At 59.1% G+C, this 19,443-nt stretch carries 17 protein-coding genes; 7 read left to right on the forward strand and 10 right to left on the reverse strand.

Annotation, left to right across the window (positions count from 1 at the left end):
* The first annotated feature begins 2 nt into the window (after positions 1 to 2).
* Positions 3 to 899 carry a LysR substrate-binding domain-containing protein gene (locus tag CPA59_RS01795; protein WP_038917589.1) on the forward strand — a complete coding sequence of 299 codons (897 nt, stop codon included), beginning with the start codon at positions 3 to 5 and terminating at the stop codon, positions 897 to 899.
* A 64-nt stretch (positions 900 to 963) separates the two neighbouring features.
* Here CPA59_RS01795 and CPA59_RS01800 read toward each other — a convergent pair whose 3' ends face one another.
* Entirely contained in the window at positions 964 to 1,545 is a 582-nt protein-coding gene (locus CPA59_RS01800) for an NAD(P)H-dependent oxidoreductase (RefSeq protein ID WP_107758572.1), read from the reverse strand.
* A 276-nt stretch (positions 1,546 to 1,821) separates the two neighbouring features.
* Here CPA59_RS01800 and parC point away from each other — a divergent pair, with 276 nt between their 5' ends.
* The 3 genes from parC (at position 1,822) to ftsP (ending at position 6,574) form a co-directional block, all read left to right on the forward strand.
* A complete protein-coding gene (gene parC, locus CPA59_RS01805; protein ID WP_107758573.1) occupies positions 1,822 to 4,098 on the forward strand; it encodes a DNA topoisomerase IV subunit A in 2,277 nt (758 codons plus the stop codon).
* Positions 4,099 to 4,339: 241 nt separating this feature from the next.
* Entirely contained in the window at positions 4,340 to 5,077 is a 738-nt protein-coding gene (locus tag CPA59_RS01810) for a 1-acylglycerol-3-phosphate O-acyltransferase (protein ID WP_107758574.1), read from the forward strand.
* 87 nt (positions 5,078 to 5,164) lie between these two features.
* Entirely contained in the window at positions 5,165 to 6,574 is a 1,410-nt protein-coding gene (gene ftsP, locus CPA59_RS01815; protein WP_049855170.1) for a cell division protein FtsP, read from the forward strand.
* A 75-nt stretch (positions 6,575 to 6,649) separates the two neighbouring features.
* Here the strand turns inward: ftsP and dkgA are convergent, their stop codons facing one another.
* The 3 genes from dkgA to CPA59_RS01830 all read right to left on the reverse strand — a co-directional run bounded on the left by dkgA (position 6,650) and on the right by CPA59_RS01830 (position 9,599).
* Positions 6,650 to 7,495, reverse strand: a complete 846-nt coding sequence (gene dkgA, locus CPA59_RS01820) for a 2,5-didehydrogluconate reductase DkgA (RefSeq protein ID WP_107758575.1) — start codon at positions 7,493 to 7,495, stop codon at positions 6,650 to 6,652.
* Positions 7,496 to 7,673: 178 nt separating this feature from the next.
* Entirely contained in the window at positions 7,674 to 8,837 is a 1,164-nt protein-coding gene (yqhD, locus tag CPA59_RS01825; protein ID WP_049855169.1) for an alcohol dehydrogenase, read from the reverse strand.
* A 21-nt stretch (positions 8,838 to 8,858) separates the two neighbouring features.
* Entirely contained in the window at positions 8,859 to 9,599 is a 741-nt protein-coding gene (locus CPA59_RS01830) for an NADPH-dependent oxidoreductase (RefSeq protein WP_038917597.1), read from the reverse strand.
* Positions 9,600 to 9,810: 211 nt separating this feature from the next.
* Here CPA59_RS01830 and CPA59_RS01835 point away from each other — a divergent pair, with 211 nt between their 5' ends.
* Positions 9,811 to 10,725: an AraC family transcriptional regulator gene (locus CPA59_RS01835; RefSeq protein WP_038917598.1), complete on the forward strand. Its 915-nt coding sequence runs from the start codon at positions 9,811 to 9,813 to the stop codon at positions 10,723 to 10,725.
* 82 nt (positions 10,726 to 10,807) lie between these two features.
* Here the strand turns inward: CPA59_RS01835 and CPA59_RS01840 are convergent, their stop codons facing one another.
* Entirely contained in the window at positions 10,808 to 11,467 is a 660-nt protein-coding gene (locus tag CPA59_RS01840) for a DedA family protein (RefSeq protein ID WP_038917599.1), read from the reverse strand.
* A gap of 331 nt (positions 11,468 to 11,798) precedes the next feature.
* Entirely contained in the window at positions 11,799 to 12,992 is a 1,194-nt protein-coding gene (gene metC / locus CPA59_RS01850; protein ID WP_107758577.1) for a cystathionine beta-lyase, read from the reverse strand.
* A gap of 261 nt (positions 12,993 to 13,253) precedes the next feature.
* Here metC and exbB point away from each other — a divergent pair, with 261 nt between their 5' ends.
* Together exbB and exbD are read left to right on the forward strand one after the other, a co-directional pair.
* Complete coding sequence (exbB, locus tag CPA59_RS01855; RefSeq protein ID WP_072093960.1) at positions 13,254 to 14,189, forward strand: tol-pal system-associated acyl-CoA thioesterase; 936 nt, start codon at positions 13,254 to 13,256, stop codon at positions 14,187 to 14,189.
* A 4-nt stretch (positions 14,190 to 14,193) separates the two neighbouring features.
* Entirely contained in the window at positions 14,194 to 14,613 is a 420-nt protein-coding gene (gene exbD / locus CPA59_RS01860) for a TonB system transport protein ExbD (RefSeq protein ID WP_038663030.1), read from the forward strand.
* Between the two features lie 130 nt (positions 14,614 to 14,743).
* Here exbD and CPA59_RS01865 read toward each other — a convergent pair whose 3' ends face one another.
* The 4 genes from CPA59_RS01865 to CPA59_RS01880 form a co-directional block, all read right to left on the reverse strand.
* Entirely contained in the window at positions 14,744 to 15,394 is a 651-nt protein-coding gene (locus tag CPA59_RS01865) for a Qnr family pentapeptide repeat protein (protein ID WP_038917601.1), read from the reverse strand.
* Between the two features lie 144 nt (positions 15,395 to 15,538).
* Positions 15,539 to 16,558, reverse strand: a complete 1,020-nt coding sequence (locus CPA59_RS01870; RefSeq protein ID WP_107760755.1) for a substrate-binding domain-containing protein — start codon at positions 16,556 to 16,558, stop codon at positions 15,539 to 15,541.
* Positions 16,559 to 16,607: 49 nt separating this feature from the next.
* A complete protein-coding gene (locus CPA59_RS01875; protein ID WP_107758578.1) occupies positions 16,608 to 18,020 on the reverse strand; it encodes a sucrose-6-phosphate hydrolase in 1,413 nt (470 codons plus the stop codon).
* Positions 18,020 to 19,390 (reverse strand): sucrose-specific PTS transporter subunit IIBC, encoded by a 1,371-nt coding sequence (locus CPA59_RS01880; protein ID WP_038663021.1) that lies wholly within the window; start codon positions 19,388 to 19,390, stop codon positions 18,020 to 18,022. Before CPA59_RS01880 ends, CPA59_RS01875 begins: the two co-directional genes overlap by 1 nt.
* Positions 19,391 to 19,443: the final 53 nt, after the last annotated feature.

Genomic DNA, 19,443 nt, shown 5'->3' on the forward strand with positions numbered 1-19,443 from the left:
CGATGAAAGTTACGCTGGAAGAGATGCAGGCATTCGTAGTGGTGGTGGACAGCGGGTCCGTCACCGCCGCGGCCGCGCAACTGGGGCAGACCACGTCCGGGATCAGCCGGGCGCTGGGCCGCCTGGAAAGTAAGCTCGGCATGACGCTGCTGCACCGCACCACCCGCCGTCTGGCGTTGTCGGAAGAAGGGCAGATATTCCTGCAACATGCGCGGGAGGTGTTGCAGACGGTGGAACTGGCGGAAGAGCAAATTGCGCTGCGTCGCAGGAAGCCCAGCGGGCGGTTGCGCATCAACGCCGCCGCCTCATTCATGCAGCATTTGATCGTGCCGCTGATCCCGGAGTTTCGCCGTCGTTATCCCTGTATTTCACTGGAACTGAATACCGATGACGTGATTATCGATTTGCTTGCACAGCATACCGATGTCGCGATTCGAATCGGCGAGCTACGTGATTCCAGCATCCATGCCCGGCTGCTGGGCGCCACCCGGCTGCGGATTCTGGCAAGTCCCGCTTATCTGAGCCGTCACGGTACGCCGCTCAGCGTGGAAGCATTGAGCGGCCACACCTTGTTGGGGTTTACCCAGTCCGAATCGCTCAATCTCTGGCCGTTACGCAGCGCTTTTGGCGATTACTATCCGATCGTGCCGACAATTGCGGCGTCCAACGGTGAAATGTTGCGTCAACTGGCGCTGCAGGGAGAAGGCATTGTCAGGCTGTCGGATTTCATGACCCAGAGCGATGTGGCGGCCGGTCGACTGGTGCAGGTGCTAGCGGAAGAAACGTTAGACAGACGCTTGCCGGTGAATGCGGTGTACTACCGCAATACGGAACTGGCCAGCCGGATTGTCAGTTTTCTGGATTTTCTCAGCGAGAAAGTGGCGCAGCACCCACTCTAGTCGTAAAGCGGATGCTGCGCCGAGGGTAAATCGGCGAGGGTAAATTAAAGCAATGTGGCCGGAATCAGGCGAAAACCTGATCAAGGTGCGCGCGGTAGCGGGCGATGTCCCGCTCCACATCCGGCTGCTTGATGACGTCGTTGCAGATGAACGTAGGCAGCGCCGACAGGCCGATGAACTGATTGGCCTTGTGGAACGGCAGGTACACGCCATCCACGCCGACGCCGTGGAAGAACTGATCGGGGTCGGTAAAGGCTTCCAGCGGCGCGTTCCAGGTCAGCGACAGCAGGTAGTGTTTGCCCTGTAGCAGTCCGCCGGAACCGTATTTCTTGCTGGCATCCGCGCGGGTGCGGCCGTCGCTGGCGTACAGAGCGCCATGCCCGGCGGTGAACACGTCGTCGATGTATTTTTTCAGGATCCAGGGCGCGCCCATCCACCAGCCCGGCATCTGGTAAATGACGGCGTCGGCCCACAGGAAATTCTGTACTTCCTGCTCAATGTCATAACCGTCATCGACGGTGGTGATGCGGACGTGGCGGCCTTTGTCGCGCAGGAAAGAGGCGGCGACATCCGTCAGGGTGCGGTTGAGTTCGCCTTTGGAATGACCGAAGGATTTCCCGGCGTTGATGATGAGTACGTTATGCATGGCTGATGACCTCGGGTGGCATAAATGGGCATGTGCTGTAGGCCAGTCTAGCCGCCGAATTAACGAAGAAAAATGTGCCGTGGCGCACAACACTGTTGCCGAATCGTCAATAATCGTCGGTTTTGAACCGGGGCAAGGCGTCGCGGCAACGGGATGCAGTGAAGAGAGACACAACTTGCGGTACTATCCGGGCAGCTTCTGCCACCACGTGGCTCATCGCGTAAAATAAGCGAGTTTTTTTGAACATGGCAAAACGCCACGGTTTAAGGATTATCAATGAGTGACATGACTCATGACGGCGCAGAGCGTCTTGCGCTGCACACGTTTACCGAGAACGCCTATCTCAACTACTCCATGTACGTCATCATGGACCGGGCGTTACCTTTTATTGGCGACGGCCTCAAGCCGGTTCAGCGCCGTATCGTATACGCGATGTCTGAACTGGGGTTGAGCGCCAGCGCCAAATTCAAGAAATCCGCCCGTACGGTGGGCGACGTGCTGGGTAAATACCACCCGCACGGCGACAGCGCCTGTTACGAGGCGATGGTGCTGATGGCGCAACCCTTCTCCTACCGCTACCCGCTGGTGGACGGTCAGGGCAACTGGGGGGCGCCGGATGATCCCAAATCGTTCGCCGCCATGCGTTATACCGAATCCCGTTTGTCGAAGTATGCCGAAGTGCTGCTTGGCGAACTGGGGCAAGGGACGGTGGATTACGTACCGAACTTTGACGGCACGCTGCAGGAGCCGAAGATGCTGCCTGCCCGCCTGCCCAACATCCTGCTCAACGGCACCACCGGCATCGCGGTCGGCATGGCCACCGATATTCCGCCGCATAATGTGCGTGAAGTGGCGGCGGCGGCGGTGGCGCTGATCGACGAACCGGATACCTCGCTGGACGCGTTGCTGCGCCACGTGCAGGGGCCGGATTTCCCCACCGAGGCGGAAATCATCACCCCGCGCGACGAAATCCGCAAAATGTACGAAAGCGGCCGTGGTTCGGTGCGCATGCGGGCGGTGTGGAAGAAAGAAGACGGCAGCGTCGTGATCACCGCGCTGCCGCATCAGGTTTCGGGCGCGCGGGTGCTGGAGCAGATCGCCAGCCAGATGCGCGCCAAGAAGCTGCCGATGATCGACGACCTGCGTGACGAGTCCGATCATGAGAACCCGACCCGGCTGGTGCTGGTGCCGCGTTCCAACCGCATCGATCTGGATCTGGTGATGAACCACCTGTTCGCCACCACCGATCTGGAAAAAAGCTACCGTATCAACATGAATATGATCGGTCTGGACGGCCGCCCCAGCGTGAAAGGGCTGCGGGAAATCCTGACTGAGTGGCTGGCGTTCCGCCGCGACACCGTACGCCGCCGCCTCAATTTCCGGCTGGATAAGGTGCTCAAGCGCCTGCATATTCTGGAAGGTTTGCTGATTGCATTCCTGAATATCGATGAAGTCATTCATATCATCCGCAACGAAGACGAACCGAAGCCGGTGCTGATGGCGAAGTTCGGCCTGAGCGACACCCAGGCCGAAGCCATTCTGGAACTGAAACTGCGTCATCTGGCCAAGCTGGAAGAGATGAAGATCCGCGGCGAGCAGGACGATTTGGCGAAAGAACGCGATCAGATCCAGGCGCTGCTGGCGTCCGAGCGCAAAATGAACACCCTGCTGAAGAAAGAGATCCAGGAAGACGCCAAAGCCTACGGCGATGAACGCCGTTCGCCGTTGCATGAGCGCGGCGAAGCTAAAGCCATGAGCGAGCATGATCTGTCGCCGTCCGAACCGGTGACCATCGTGCTGTCGGAAATGGGCTGGGTGCGCAGCGCCAAGGGGCACGATATCGACCCGTCCGGCCTGAGTTATAAGGCCGGCGACGCTTACCGTGCCGCCGCCCGCGGCAAGAGCAACCAGCCGGTGGTGTTCATGGACTCCACCGGGCGCAGCTATGCGTTGGATCCGCTCACGCTGCCGTCGGCGCGCGGTCAGGGCGAGCCGCTGACCGGTAAGCTGACGCTGCCGCCGGGCGCCAGCATCGAGCAGGTGCTGATGGCGGCGGACAATCAGCGGTTGCTGCTGGCTTCCGACGCCGGTTACGGCTTTATCTGCACCTTTGCCGATCTGGTGGCCCGCAACCGGGTAGGGAAAGCGGTGCTGACCCTGCCGGATAATGCGCGCGTGTTGCCGCCGCTGGAGCTTCAACGCGACGATGATTTGCTGCTGACCGTGACAGCGGCCGGCCGCATGCTGCTGTTCCCGGTGGCCGACCTGCCGGAGCTGTCCAAAGGCAAAGGCAACAAGATCGTCTCGATCCCGGCGGCGCAACTGGCCAGCGGCGACGATCGGATCCTGTGGCTGATGGCGATCGCGCCGCAATCCACCATCACGCTGCATGCCGGCAAACGCAAGTACTCGCTGCGTCCGGAAGAACTGCAGAAGTATCAGGCCAGCCGGGGCTGTAAAGGCACGCAACTGCCGCGCGGTCTGCAGCGGGTCGATCGCATCGAGGTTGACGCGCCTGCCGGCATCGCGAGCGCCGGCAGCAGCGAAGAATAGTCCTTCCTGTGGAGGCTTACGGCCCGTCGCTGTGTGCGGCGGGCCGTAAACGGGGCGCCCTGTTTTTTCGATAGGCGCCGATGCCGGGGTGGCATTTCCCGTCGGGATTCCCTTTTCGTCTTTCCCTGTACGTCCGATAGCCGCTTTGGGGTGGACAATGCGATCTGCTGCGGCAAGGTTCGCCGTGTGTTTTATCGCGAAGCCGCTATACTAGCGGCGGCTGTTGGCTAATGAGGTTGCTATGTTATTCATTCTCCGGTTTTTGGTGGTGATCGTCTGTTCTGTAGTGCTCTGTCTGGCAGGGTTGGTTTACTGCTTGTTTACCCCGAAAGATCCCCGCCATGTTTCCCGGTTTGGCCGCCTGTTTGGGCGCTTGTCGGTGGTGTTTGGCCTGAAGGTGGAAATCCGTTATCCGCAGGCGTCCCACTTTGACGGTAATTGTATCTATATCGCCAATCATCAGAACAACTATGACATGGTGACGGCGGCAAACGTGGTGATGCCGGGCACCGTGACGGTAGGCAAGAAGAGTCTGGTGTGGATCCCGTTTTTCGGCCCGTTGTACTGGCTCACCGGCAATCTGTTGATTGACCGGGATAACCGCGCCAAAGCGCACGGCACTATCTCGCAGGTAGTGAAGCATATTAAAGAGCGCAACATTTCGGTGTGGATGTTTCCGGAAGGCACCCGCAGCCGTGGGCGCGGCCTGCTGCCGTTCAAAACCGGCGCGTTTCATGCCGCGATTGCCGCCGGCGTGCCGGTGGTGCCGATCTGCGTGTCCACCACTCATAAAAAAGTGAAGCTGAACCGCTGGAACAACGGCCATGTGATCGTCGAGGTGCTGCCGCCGGTCGACTGCAGCGCTTACGGTAAAGAACAGGTCCGCGAACTGGCCGCTTATTGCCATGAACTGATGGCGGCGAAAATCGCACAGCTGGACGCCGAAGTTGCGCAGCGCGAAGCGGCGGAAAAACGCTAAGTCAGCGCGAGGATGCGCGGCGTGACCTTACGGGCGGAATATCGGCCCGGGATGGAGTAAAGGATTGAATAGGTTTTCGGAGTCATTATGTCATTGAGTCGGCGTCAGTTTCTTCAGGCCTCGGGCATTGCGCTGTGCGCGGGTGCAATGCCGCTGACGGCCAGAGCCGATGGCGGGCAAAACCCGCTGCCCGTTCCCCCTTTGCTGGAGTCCCGCCGCGGGCAGCCGGTCTTTCTGACCATGCAACAGGCGCAGTGGTCCTTCTCCGGCGAGCGAAAAAATCCGGTATGGGGGTTTAACGGCCGCTATCTCGGCCCGACGGTGCGGGTGTTCAGCAATGATGACGTCAAGCTGATTTACAGCAACCGCCTTAATGAACCGGTGTCGATGACCGTCAGCGGCCTGCAGGTGCCGGGTTCGCTGATGGGCGGTGCCGGTCGCATGATTCAGCCGAATATGGATTGGTCGCCGGTATTGCCGGTTCGTCAGGCGGCGGCTACCTGCTGGTATCACGCCAATACGCCCAACCGCATGGCGCCGCACGTCTATAACGGGCTGGCAGGCTTGTGGCTGGTGGAAGACAACCTCAGCAAGTCGCTGCCTATCCCGAATCATTACGGCGTAGATGATTTCCCGCTGATTATTCAGGACAAACGGCTGGATAACTTTGGCGCGCCGCTGTACAACCCGCCCGGCAGCGGCGGTTTTATGGGGGATACGCTGCTGGTGAACGGCGCGCGGAGCCCGTATGTGGAAGTCTCCCGCGGCTGGGTGCGTCTGCGTCTGCTCAACGCTTCCAACGCCCGTCGCTACGTGATGCGCATGAGCGACGGCCGGCCGTTGCACCTGATCGCCAACGATCAGGGTTTTCTGCCTGCGCCGATGGCGTTGAATCAGGTTTCGCTGGCGCCCGGCGAGCGCCGCGAAGTGCTGGTTGATATGTCCCAGGGCAACGAGGCGACGCTGACCGCCGGCGAATCCGCCAGCATCATGCAGCGGCTGCGCGGATTGTTCGAACCCTCCACTATTTTGGTGTCATCGGCGATTCTGACCCTGCGGCCCACCGGCCTGCTGCCGCTGGTGACCAACACCCTGCCGATGCGCCTGCTGGCCGACAATATCATCGACGGCGCGGTCAGCCGGACGCGAGAATTCCGCCTCGGCGACAGCCTGCCGGGCATCAACGGCGCCATGTGGGACATGAATCGTGTGGATGTGCAAACGCAGGTCGGGCGCTATGAGCGCTGGATTGTGCATGCCGATCAGCCGCAGCCGTTCCACGTTCAGGGCGCGATGTTTCTGGTGCGCAGCGTGAACGGCGGCCTGACGCCGCCGGAGGACAGCGGCTGGAAAGACACGGTGTGGGTGGAAAATGACGTGGAACTGCTGGTGTATTTCGGCCAGTTCTCCACGCCGCAGTTCCCGTTCCTGTATTACAGCCACACGCTGGAAATGGCCGATCGCGGCTCCACGGCTCAATTGGTAGTACAGCCCTGATGGGCGTTTAGTCGCGCAGCCCTGATAAGCGTCGCCCGCGCGTCAGGCGCGGGCGCGATGTTAGTCTTGGCAATGCTAGTTTTTACGCGGCGCATCGGTGCGCGGCTGATCCGGGTCCGGTCCCAGCCGTTTGCCGCAGTCGAGCGTCGCCACCTCGCTTAACTCTTCTTTCTCCAGCCTGAAGTCAAACACCTCGAAGTTTTCCCGAATACGCGCCGGGGTAACGGATTTGGGGATCACCACCAGGCCGCTGTCCAGATGCCAGCGGATCACGATTTGCGCCGGCGTCTTGCCGTATTTTTTCGCCAGCGCGTGAATCACCGGATGGTCGAATACGCCTTCTCCGCCCTGCGCCAGCGGGCTCCAGGATTCGGTCTGAATGTGGTGGGTGGTGTTCCAGGTGTGCAGCATGCGCTGCTGGAATAGTGGGTGCAGCTCTATCTGATTGATGACCGGCATCACGCCGGTTTCTTCTTTCAGGCGTTGCAGGTGGTGCGGGTTGAAATTGCAGACGCCGACGCTTTTCGCCAGCCCCTGTTCCTTGAGATTAAGCAATCCGCGCCAGGCTTCGACGTAGGTGTTCTGCTCCGGCAACGGCCAGTGGATCAGATACAGGTCGACGTACTCCAGCTGCAGTTTGCGCAGGCTTTCCTCCAGCGCCTGACGCGGATGCGCCTGATCGCTGTTCCACAGTTTGGTGGTGATGAAAATATCGCTGCGCGGGATATTGGTCTCCTGTAATGCTTTGCCAACACCCGTTTCGTTCTTGTAAATGGCGGCGGTATCGATGGCGCGATAACCGATGTTCAGGGCTTCGGTAACGGCAGCGGCAGCCTGTTCGTTGCTGGCCTGCCAGACGCCAAGCCCTAGCTGGGGCATGATATTGCCGTCAGCCAGTTTAACCAGAGGTTGCATCGTCATGTCATTCTCCTTGTTATGCGCTTTCTACGCCCGACGCTTGAGGGAGCCAGACGTTATGGCGGTGATGTGGCGATGAGACAAAGACGCCGCCCGAACGGCGGCGTCTGAATGCCGGTTTTCACATCAGGCGGTGCCCGGCGGCATGCCCTAAGTGTAGTCGAAAGTCAGCCTGCCGCGGTTAGCGGGCGGCTTCGTACACGCGGCGGCTGATGTCCAGCGTGATGTCGTGGTGCTCGCCCAGCGCGGTCATGCCGTGCTCTTCAAGCTTCGCCACCATCGCCGGAATGGAGCTGCCGTCCAACTGGTAGTCGGACAGGCGGGTCGGTACGCCCATCTGTTCGAAGAAGGCGCGGGTGGCGGCGATAGCCGCATCAATGCGCTGGTCTTCGGTGCCGTCGCGCAGGTTCCAGACGCGTTCTGCGTATTGCAGCAGTTTTTCACGTTTCTGGACGCGGCGCTCATTGAGCATCGCCGGCAGCACGATAGCCAGCGTCTGGGCGTGGTCCAGCCCATGCATGGCGGTGATTTCATGGCCCAGCATGTGGGTCGACCAGTCTTGCGGCACGCCGGCGCCGATCAGGCCGTTGAGCGCCATGGTGGCGCTCCACATCACGTTGGCGCGTACGTCGTAGTTCTGTTGCTCTTGCAACGCGCGCGGACCTTCTTCGACCAGCGTCAGCAGCAGCCCTTCGGCGAAGCGGTCCTGTACTTTGGCGTTAGCCGGGTAGGTCAGGTACTGTTCGACGGTATGGACGAAGGCATCCACCACGCCGTTGGCGATCTGACGTTCAGGCAAGGTGTACGTGACTACCGGGTCAAGCACGGCGAAGCGCGGGCACACCAGCGGATTCATGAACGCCTGTTTGTCGCCGCTGCTCTTGCGGGTGATGACCGCGCCGCTGTTGGATTCGGAGCCCGTCGCCGGCAGGGTCAGCACCACGCCCAGCGGAATGGCGGTTTCGACCTGTGCGCCCCAGGTTTGCAGGATGTGCCACGGATCTTCTGCTGCGGTGTAGTGTGCCGCCGCGGCGATGAACTTGGTGCCATCCGCCACTGAACCGCCGCCCACGGCCAGCAGGAAGTCGATTTTTTCCTTACGGACAATCTCAACCGCCTTCATCAGCGTTTCGTAGGTCGGGTTCGGTTCAATACCGGAAAACTCCAGTACGTTATGGCCTTTCAGCGCGTTGATCACCTGGTCGAACACGCCGTTTTTCTTGATGCTGCCGCCGCCGTAGGTGATCAGGATACGGGCGTCCGTCGGGATTTGATCGGCCAGACTGGCGATTTGCCCTTCGCCGAACAGGATTTTGGTCGGGGTATGGAGAGTAAAATTCTGCATGGTTATAAATCCCTTGTAAGGTTACTGGTCCAGTTTGAAGCCTTGCTGTAACAGCGCAGGCAGGACATGGGGGTAATAGACGTATTGATAGTAGCTGGCGGTATTGCTGCCCCAGGCTTCGCCATCGCTGCGTCCTGTTTGCTTCCAGTGGTTAATCAGGGTGTTGTTATATTGTTCGATCGCTGCTGCCAGAGGTTCGGTGCGGTAGACCTCGTCGTGGCGGAACGTATCCAGCGGCAGGCGCGGTTTCTGGTACGCCGGTTGGTCTACATAGCCTAGCACCAATCCAACGACCGGGAATGTCAGCGGCGGCAGTTCCAGCAGGTCGATCATACCCTGTGGATTACGGCGAACGCCGCCGATTGGCACAATACCGAGGCCAAAGGCGTGGGCGGCGGTGATCAGAGTACCCAGCGCGATGCCGACATCGGTGGAGCCGGAAACGATGCTCTCGACGCTCTCGTTGGCGTGCTGTTCTTTGCCGCTCATGGCAATGCCGGCCGCGGTTTTGTGCATGTCCAGAACCAGTGTCAGGAAGACCGGAGCCTGGGCGATCCAGGGCTGTCCTCCCGCCAGTTCGGCGATGCGGGCGCGCCGGGCCGGGTCACGGGTTACTACGATGGAAACCTGCTGCGAATTCACCGACGTCGGCGCCAGACGCGCGGCCTCGATAATGGTGGATAGCACCTCTTCCGGAATCGGTTTGTCCAGATAGCTGCGCTCGCTGCGATGATGAGTGAGTAACTCAATGGTTTGATTCATGGGGATTCCTTGTCATGCACGGCCGAGCCATTACGTGATGGCTGGTGGAACGGCGTACATTAATGTGGATTTTATTCTCGGCTTCTCCCGGTGCTCCGGCAATGCTCATTTCTCGCTATGTATTGCCTGTTTCTGCAAAGCTTAGGAGAAAAGGGTGATTCTATCGCCCATATATGTCACTTTATTTCCGTTGTCAGTAAGAGATGAATATATGCAAAGTCCTAGCCCACGCCAGCGTTTGGTCAATCTGGCGATGCTGCACACCGCCGGCAATGGCGTCAGTCAGACCCCGATTCCGCAGGTCAAGGTGATTTACATCGACCGCCACGGCGCGCGGGCGCCGGTGCTGTACGACCCGCGCATCGTGATCGTTTTTCAGGGTCACAAGGTGGGGTATCTGGGAGACAAGGTCTTCCAGTATGACCCGGACAACTACCTGCTGATGACGGTGCCGCTGCCGTTCGAGTGCGAAAGTTTCGCCAGCCCGGAAAATCCGCTGGTCGGCATTTCCATCCGGGTGGATATCCCGATTCTGCAAGATCTGTTGATCGAGATGGGGGATGACGGCTGCGGCGAGAAACGACGTGCCGATAGCGCCGGCATCAACAGCGTGCCGCTTAACGAGGCCATCCTGTGTGCGACGGAGCGATTGCTGGAGGCGATGGCGAATGCCCGCGACGCCAGGGTGCTGGGGCCGTGGATTGTGCGTGAAATTCTCTACCATGTGCTGTGCGGACCCTGCGGCGATTCGTTACAGGCGCTGATGAACCGCTACAGCCATTTCAGCCAGATTGCCCGCGCGCTGCGCTATATCGAAAACCATTACGCAGACAACCTGAGCGTGGAGCGGCTGGCAATGGAAGTGAACATGAGCGTGTCGGCGTTTCACCATAACTTTAAGGCGGTGACCAACACCTCGCCCGTGCAGTACCTGAAGTCCTACCGGCTGCACAAGGCGCGTTTGTTGATGGTGCATGACGGGCTGAAAGCCAATGCGGCCTCCATGCAGGTGGGGTACGAAAGTTCTTCGCAGTTCAGCCGGGAATTCAAGCGCTTCTTTGGCGTTACGCCAGGCGATGAAGTCGCCAGACTGCGTTCGGGGTCAGGGGTGGTGGAGAGCAGTTGAACCGCGCATGAACCGCATATCGATTATCCGGCGGCGCGTGTTTGCTCCGCCGGTATGTTTGCTCCGCCGGTAATTGTATTTCTCAGGCCATCGCCCGTTTTTTACGCCACAACACCAGCAGCATCCCCACCAGCCCGCTGAACAACAACACCAGCGGCAGAATGCACAGCGCGGTCATGACCTGATCTTCATAGCGTTTGACCAGCGGAATCTGGCTGAGAGCGTAGCCCAGCGTGACGATACCGGTGACCCACAGAAAACCGCTCAACCAGTTGAAAATCTGAAAGCGGGTGCTGCTCAGTCCGGACACCCCGGCAATGGTCGGCAACAAGGTCCGCACGAACGCCAGAAAACGACCAATCAGCAGCGCTGCCAGCCCATGCTGGTGGAACAGGTTGTGGGTGCGTTGATGATAGTGAGCCGGCAACTGATGCAGCCATTTCTTCACCAGCCGGGTATCGCCCAGCCAGCGCCCTTGCAGGTAACTCAGCCAGCAACCGAGGCTGGCGGCCACGGTCAACAGCACCATAGTGGGAATAAAGCTCATCACGCCTTTGGCGATCATGGCGCCGGTCAGCAGCAACAGGCTGTCGCCGGGCAGAAAGGAGGCGGGCAGCAAACCGTTTTCCAGAAACAGGGTGGTGAAAAGCACGCCATAAATGACCCATACCACACGTGGATCGGCCAGCGCGCTGAAGTCTTGTTGCCACAGCGCCTGAATAATTTCATGAACAACACTCATATCGCATCCTGTCTGGTTTGCTATAACCCCTGAAGCCGCGTAAATACGCCGCACTAAGAGCCTATCCCAATAGGGCTATTTTACTTGCCATTTTGGACCTGGGCAGTGCTCGAACTCCTCACGTACTACGTGTACGCTCCGGGTTCTGCGCGCTGTCCGTGTCCAAACTGGCTGCGCCAATGACGCCTATTGGGATAGGCTCTAAGCCTGAAAAGACGAGCATCAGGATAGGGTAAAAAAGGTAAACGTATTATCATCATTGTTACTGTTCATCATATACGCTTTGCCTCACTTACCACAGCGGCATCAGGGGGCCGGAGGGATAGTGGCGTCACATTTCCCGCAATCTCCTGAAGCCGGTTTCCAAATCGGCGATCAAATCGTCGCAATCTTCCAGGCCGATGTGCAGCCGTACCAGCGTACCGGTAAAGTCGACGCCGCCTGCCGGGCGAATCGCCGCCAGTTCTTCCGGCTGATTCGCCAGAATCAGCGATTCGAAACCGCCCCAGGAATAGGCCATGCGGAAGTGGCTAAAATGGTCGAGATAATGGGCCAGTTGCTCGCGGCTTAGCTTCTCTTTCAGCACGAATGAGAACAGGCCGTTGGCGCCGCTGAAATCCCGCACGAAGAATTCATGCCCTTTGCAACCGGGCAGCGCCGGGTGGTTGACCGTCGCCACTTCCGGGCGTTCCGCCAGCCAGCGCGCCACGCGCAAGCCGTTTTCCTGATGCTGCTGCAACCTGACGCCGAGCGTCCGCAGTCCGCGGCTGGCCATGTAGGCGCTGTCGGCGTCTGCCATTTGCCCCATCAGGTAGGACTGCTCGCGCAGTTGATCCCAGCAGCGCGCGTTGGCGACGGCGGTGCCAATCATGACATCGGAGTGACCAGTGATGTATTTGGTGCCGGACTGAATCGAAATATCTACGCCAAGATCAAGCGGCCGGAACAGCACGCCGGCCGCCCAGGTGTTGTCGATCATGATGACGATATCCGGGTTAACGCGGCGCACGGCGGCGACAATCGCCGGAACGTCCTGTACTTCCATGGTGATGGAACCGGGAGATTCCAGAAACACGACCCGGGTATTGGGTTGGATTAGGCTGGCGATGTCGCTGCCGATCATCGGATCAAAAAAGGTGGTGCTGATGTTCATTTTGTTCAGCACTTTGTTACAAAAATCCTGCGTCGGTTCATAGGCGGAGCCCGTGACCAACAGGTGATCGCCCGCCGAGACAAACGATACGATGGCGTTGGCGGTGGCCGCGGCGCCGCAGGGGTAAAGCGCACAGCCCGCGCCGCCTTCCAGTTCGGTCATGGCGTCCTGAAAAGCGAAGTGGGTCAGGGTGCCGCGGCGACCGTAAAACAGCGCGCCTTTGGCGCGGTTGATGGTAGCGTGTTTCTTGTCCTGCACGCTGTCGAATACCAGCGAAGAGGCGCGCTGAATCACCGGGTTTACCGCCCCCTGGGTCACTCTTTTGCTGCGCCCGGCGGCCACCAGCGCGGTGGCGATTTTTTTACTCGTCATACGGCATCACCTGTAGCTCAAACATTCCTTGCGTCTATTCCTGTACGTTATCACGGCTGGGATGACAGGGGGGCGGCTTTTCTTATCAAGATGAATATGTCGTTGATGCGATGCAGCGAATGTGCCGGGAAACGGCGCGTTAGAGGTAAAGCGTGCAGCAAAATGCGTAAATAATAATGAGAACGACTATCAATTAATTCTGGGTTTGGTATCATTTTCGCCAGATTAAAGTGGCATGAAAATGATTGGTGGAGGCACAGCGTGTATACGGCTGACAAGAATATTAACCAACGGGGATCATCAGTCTGGCGTAAGTCCGGCCGTGTGTTCGGGGGCTTTACTCATCGTCTGATGGCGTTCGCGTTGCTGGGCATGGCAGGCGGCGCATTGGCCGCGCCGACGTCGGCGCCGATCGCGACCGGCACGGCAGCGGCGACGGTTGCTCCGTCCGCGCCGCCGGGAGCCGTCAGCAGCCTGATGAGCACGGATCTGTCCGTCTGGGGAATGTATCAGCACGCTGACGTGGTGGTAAAAACGGTGATGATCGGCCTGTTGCTGGCATCCGTGGTTACCTGGGCGATCTTCTTCGGCAAGAGCGCCAGCCTGATGAGCGCCAAAAAGCGCATCCGTCGAGAGTATCAGGCGTTGGATGATGCCCGCTCGCTGGATGACGCGTCGGATATCGCCGGCGTGTTCAAGCCGGGCAGCGTTTCGCTGCAACTGCTGGCGGATGCCCGCAATGAGCAGGAGCTGTCCGAACGTTCCGACGACAATAACGGCATCAAAGAGCGCACCGCGTTTCGTTTTGAACGCCGGGTGGCGGCTACCGGGCGTCAGATGGGGCGCGGCACCGGTTATCTGGCGACGGTGGGCGCTATCGCGCCGTTTATCGGTCTGTTCGGTACCGTCTGGGGCATCATGAACAGCTTTATCGGCATCGCCCAGTCGCAGACCACCAATCTGGCGGTGGTGGCGCCGGGTATCGCCGAAGCGCTGCTGGCGACGGCCATCGGTCTGGTCGCGGCGATTCCGGCGGTGGTGATCTATAACGTGTTCGCGCGCTGGACGGCCAGCTACAAGGCGATAGTGGGCGATGTGGCCGCGCAGATTCTGCTGTTGCAGAGCCGCGATCTGGATATTGCAGCCAGTACCGGCAACGCCTCTTCTTCACCGGCGCAGAAACTGCGGGTAGGGTAAGTCGATGGCGATGCATCTGAACGACGGGCAGAGTGAAAACGGTGAAATGCATGACATCAACGTGACGCCGTTTATCGACGTTATGCTGGTGCTGCTGATCATCTTCATGGTGGCGGCGCCGCTGGCGACGGTGGATGTGCGGGTCAACCTGCCTGCCTCCAGCGCCACGCCGCAGCCGCGCCCGGAAAAACCGGTGTTCCTGACGGTGAAGGCCGATAAACAGCTCTATCTGGGCGACGATGCGATCACCGAAGCGACGCTGGCTCAGGCGCTGGAAGCCAAAACCCTGGGCAATAAAGACACCACCATTTTCTTTCAGGCAGACAAGAGTGTGGATTATGAAACCCTGATGCGGGTGATGGATTCGCTGCGTGAGTCGGGCTATCTCAAAATTGGCCTGATGGGCGCGGAGAAAGCACGCTGAGTCGCGGTTTGCTGCCTGCACTGAACCACCGCTCCGGCGGTGGTTTTTTTATGGGCGTCTGGTTTTTTGCACGCTGCCGCGAATAAACCGGGAGCGCTGGCGGCACCTGACGAATTCTTGCGGCTTTCAACTATTGTTCAATCACGATTATTCCAAGACGCTCCATCAACGTATTTATCTGATAATTATCTAACTTCACGCCTTCGAGGTTTGTCGAGCGCACATCAAGCTCCCCCAACTCTGAGTTGATTAAATCGCATTGCGTAAAGTCGGCGGAACGCCAGTCAAAAGAAGTAAACTCTCCCCCTGATAAATCGGAGCCGACAAAGCTGGCGCCGTTGACATTCGCGCCCGTCCAGCGGTTTTCCCAAAGCTCACACTTTTCCAGTATGACGCCCGACAGGTTGGCGTAACTTAAATTTGATTTCGTGATGTAGGCGCTGCAAAACCATGTGCGGGCGGTAATCCTGTTCATGAAGCTGGCGTCCCGGAAGTCAGCGCCCTGCGCCCGGCAGTCGCGTATTTCAATGCCCAGAGCCTTCACCGAGCGGAAATTGCACAGCGACAAATCACAGTTTTTAAAGCTGGCGTCTTTCAACGTCGCTCTATAAAAATTACAGCCCATTTGGCTTTCTTGATCGAAAAACTGGCAATCCAAAAACTGGGTATCAGTTAAATCGCAGCCGGCAAAGTCGCAATTATGGAATTTACAGTTTTCGACGCGCTGATGGGTGAAGCGATCCGCACTAAACTTTTGCTCTTCAAAGGTCTGGGCATTCATTATCACACCTGTAAATATAACCAGTTGTCGGTTATCTTACCGGTCGCCAGCCTCGCAAGCTACTTTTTGTCGCGCTTCTCTTTTTGTCGCGCTTCTCTTTTTGTCACGCTATCTCTTCAGTGAGGTCTTCCAGATGCATCGCCTTCAGGCGCGGGAGTCCGGGTGACGCCAGTGCAGGCGGGTCGGCACATACACGCGGCTTTCCTGCAACGGTTGCCCTTCAATCAGCGCGTTGATCATCTCGAAGCTGTTGCGCGCCAGCGTTTCGCAATCCTGCGCCACGGTATCGATCTTCATCGGCAGGCAATCAAACAGATAGTGATCGTCAAAACTGCACAGCCGCATGTCGCAGTCCATCAGGTTGTGCTGGTTCAGGTAGCGCAGCACCCCTTCCAGCAGGCCGCAGGCGGCGGTAAACAGCGCCTTGGGCGGGCGGCCGAGGCGGGCGCACAGTTGGGCGAACATCTCGTAGCCGGCGCTGGAATGATAGTTGCCGTGGATAATCCATTCCGGGTGGCACTCGACGCCGGCGCGCTCCAGCCCGAGCTGAAAACCGGCCAGTCGATCGCGGGTGGGAGAAATGCGCGGCTGACCGCCGATGAAATAGAATTCGTCCGGATGCTGACGGGCGATGTTTTCCACCAGCGTGGCGGTCGATTCCACCGCCTCGGAGACCACCATCGGCAGGTCGGACTCGCCGATCACCCGGTCGAACTGCAACACCGGCAACTGCTGGTTAATCTTCTGGTATTCGACATCGCTCAGCATGCTGGACGCGACGATCAGGCCATCCACCTGACGCTGAATCAGGCTGTTGACCGCCATCATTTCCTGGCTGGCGTTCTCATCGGTACAGGCAATCAGCAATTGCAACCCGGCTTCCCGACACAGGCACTCCAGTTCGCGGGAGATCACCGCAAAACCGTAGTTGGTCATTTCCGGCACCACCAGCCCCAGCGTATTGCTGCGGCTGGAGCGCAAAGAGCGGGCGTGGATGCTGGGTTGATAGCGTTGCTGCTGCGCCAGCGCCAGCACCCGGTCACGGGTTTCGTCCGAAACGCGGAACTCTTTGCTGCGGCCATTGAGAACCAGACTGGCGGTGGATTTGGATACTCCCGCCAGTCGTGCGATGTCGCTGATTGTGACGCGTTTGCTCTGTTTCACCGTGGTATCTTTAGAGAACAATGTGCCTTTAATGGCATGAAAAGGAACCTTATTCTATCACGCACGGTGCCAACAGCCAGTGTTGCAACGTGATGCGACCCGAGCCGCTGAAGCTGACCATGGCGTCGCTGGTGGGGAAATAGCGTGATGACATCACCGCCTGCCCGTGGTTGATAAAAATTTCCACGCTGGAGCGGTCGCACAGAATCTGCAAGTGGTGCAGCGGGCCGTCATGCCAGTAACGGTGTTCCGGCTCGTTGGTGCGGCGATTGCGACGGCTTAGCGTCAGGCGTTCGCCGTCCCAGCACAACACCATCACCCCGGCGAAGTTGATCTGAAATTCGCCCTGTGTGTCCAGCATGAGTTCCGCGCTGCTGGCGGGCAGCGCGGGCGCGTAGTTGGCGACGCCCTGCCACAGATGTTCCAGATGACGCAGGCTTTGCAGCTCGCGCGCCGGTTGCTGATAAATCCGATCATCGCGCAGCGTCAGTTCGCGCGGGCAGGTCATGGTATGGATCCAGCCGTGGGTGATGGTCGGTTGAAAGAATTCGTCCTGATCCGGCACGCCCATCCAGCCGAACAGCAGACGGCGGCCATCTTCGCTCTGCGTGGTTTGCGGCGCGTAAAATTCGAAGCCCAGATCCAGTTCGTGGAACGCCTGATGGGGGAAACTGCCGTTGTCGTAGTCGAGCGAGCCGATGAAATAACCGGACTGATGGGTATTCAGGTAGCGCTCTTCTTCGGCAGGCAGCCCTTGCGGACAGCAGATCAACACCTCATGGTTTTCTAGTGCGAACAGGTCCGGGCATTCCCACATGTAACCGAAATCGCCCAGCCCGTTGAGGCGGGAGCCGGCGATTTCACCCAGAGAATGCCATTGCAGCAGGTCGGATGACCGATACAGCAGCACTTTGCCCTGTAAATCCGCATCCTGTGCGCCCAGCACCATGTACCAGTTGTCCTGATGACGCCAGACCTTCGGGTCGCGGACGTGGCCGGTGTACCCTTCCGGCAATGACAGCACCGGGCCGGCCTTGTCGAATTCGCCGTCGTCGTTGGCGCGCGCCAGGCACTGATACGCGGTGCGTGAGCCGTCGTCGTATTTCACGTTGCCGGTATAAATCAGCGCCAGAGCGTCGTTGTCCACCACGGCGGAGCCAGAGTAGCAGCCGTGGCTTTCATAGCTTTCTGATGGCACCAGCGCCACCGGTTCGTGACGCCAGTGCACCAGATCGGCGGAGCTCCAGTGCCCCCAGAACTTGGCGCCGTGGGCGCAGGCCTGCGGATTCCACTGATAAAACAGATGGTAACGCCCCTTATGCTGCACGAAGCCATTCGGATCGTTCAGCAGCCCGACCAGCGGCGACAGGTGCCACTGCGGACGATGCGGGTCATAGGTTTGCCGTGACGGTCCGGACATCAGGGCGTAGGCCATGCGTTTTAACAGATGGATTTCCTTCATTATGCGTTGTCCGTTTTGTATTTCAGCAACAGAGAGATCAGGAAGGCTGCGCCAAAGGCGATCAACATGCCAATCAGATAATTCAGGATTGAGCCTGCCTGTACGATGGCAAGGCCCGGAATGCCGGTCAGCCCGACCGCCGTCATGTTGACGTGGTTGGCGACGACCCAGGCGCCGCCCAGTGCGCCGCCCGCCAGCCCGGCCAGAAACGGTTTGATGAAGCGCAGGTTAATCCCGAAGATTGCCGCTTCGGTAATGCCGAGCAGACAGGAAAGCGACGACGGCACGGCGATGGCTCTGATTTTAGCGTCGCGGGTTTTGAAGTACACCGCCAGACAGGCGCCGCCCTGCGCTACGTTAGCCATCGCCCAGATCGGCAGCAGGAAGTTAACGCCGATGGACGGGTTACCCAGCAGCCCGGCTTCAATAGCGTGGAAGCTGTGGTGCACGCCGGTGATGACGATAGCCGAATAAAGCCCGCCGAACAGCAGCCCGGCCAGCCAGCCGGCGTGGGCAATCAGGGTGCTCAGCACTAAGGAAATGCCGTCGCCCAGCATACGGCCCGCCGGACCAATCACCAGCATGGCGACGAAGCCGGAAATGATCACGGTCAGGAACGGCGTCACGATGATATCCAGCGCGTTCGGCACCACCTTGCGCAGGCGCTTTTCCACCAGACTCATGAACCAGACCGCCAGCAATACCGGGAACACGGTGCCCTGATAGCCGATCATGGCGAATTCCAGACCGAACAGGTGCATGGTCTTGAAACCGCCGGCTACGCCCCAGGCGTTGGTCAGCGCCGGGTGGGTGAGGATGCCGCCCAGCGTCGCGCCCAGATAAGGGTTGCCGCCGAATTCACGCGCGGCGGTAAAGCCGATCAGAATCGGCAGAATGATGAAAGCGGCGGAGCTGAACATATCCAGCATCACGAAAATAGCGCTGCCGGCGTCGACCCAGCCGTAGGTTTTGATCATGCCGAGCAGGCCCATCAGCAGGCCGGAGGCGACAATCGCCGGGATAATCGGTACGAAAATGTTCGACAGTAAGCGCGCCAGCCGTTGCAGTGGATTGAGCTTTTGCGCCGCCAGCGTGGCGGTTTCGGCGGTGCTGGTTTCGCTGATGCCGGCGGCCTTGATGAACTCGGCGTAGACCTTGTTCACCAGCCCGGAGCCAAAAATGATCTGCATCTGGCCGGCATTCTGGAAACACCCTTTGACGCCCTCGACGCTTTCGATGGCGGTTTTATCGGCCAGGCTGTCATCGTTGAGCACCAGCCGCAGGCGGGTGGCGCAGTGCGCGGCGCTGGCGATATTTTCCCTGCCGCCCAGCAAGGGAATCAGGGATGCCGCAGTGGCATGAATATCCATAGTATTCCTCTTTTATCAATAACAGGTGTGCGGTCACCCGTCACCGGTAGCAT

Origin of the sequence: Dickeya sp. Secpp 1600, assembly GCF_003049805.1 — a bacterium.
Classification (GTDB): Bacteria; Pseudomonadota; Gammaproteobacteria; order Enterobacterales; family Enterobacteriaceae; genus Dickeya; species Dickeya fangzhongdai.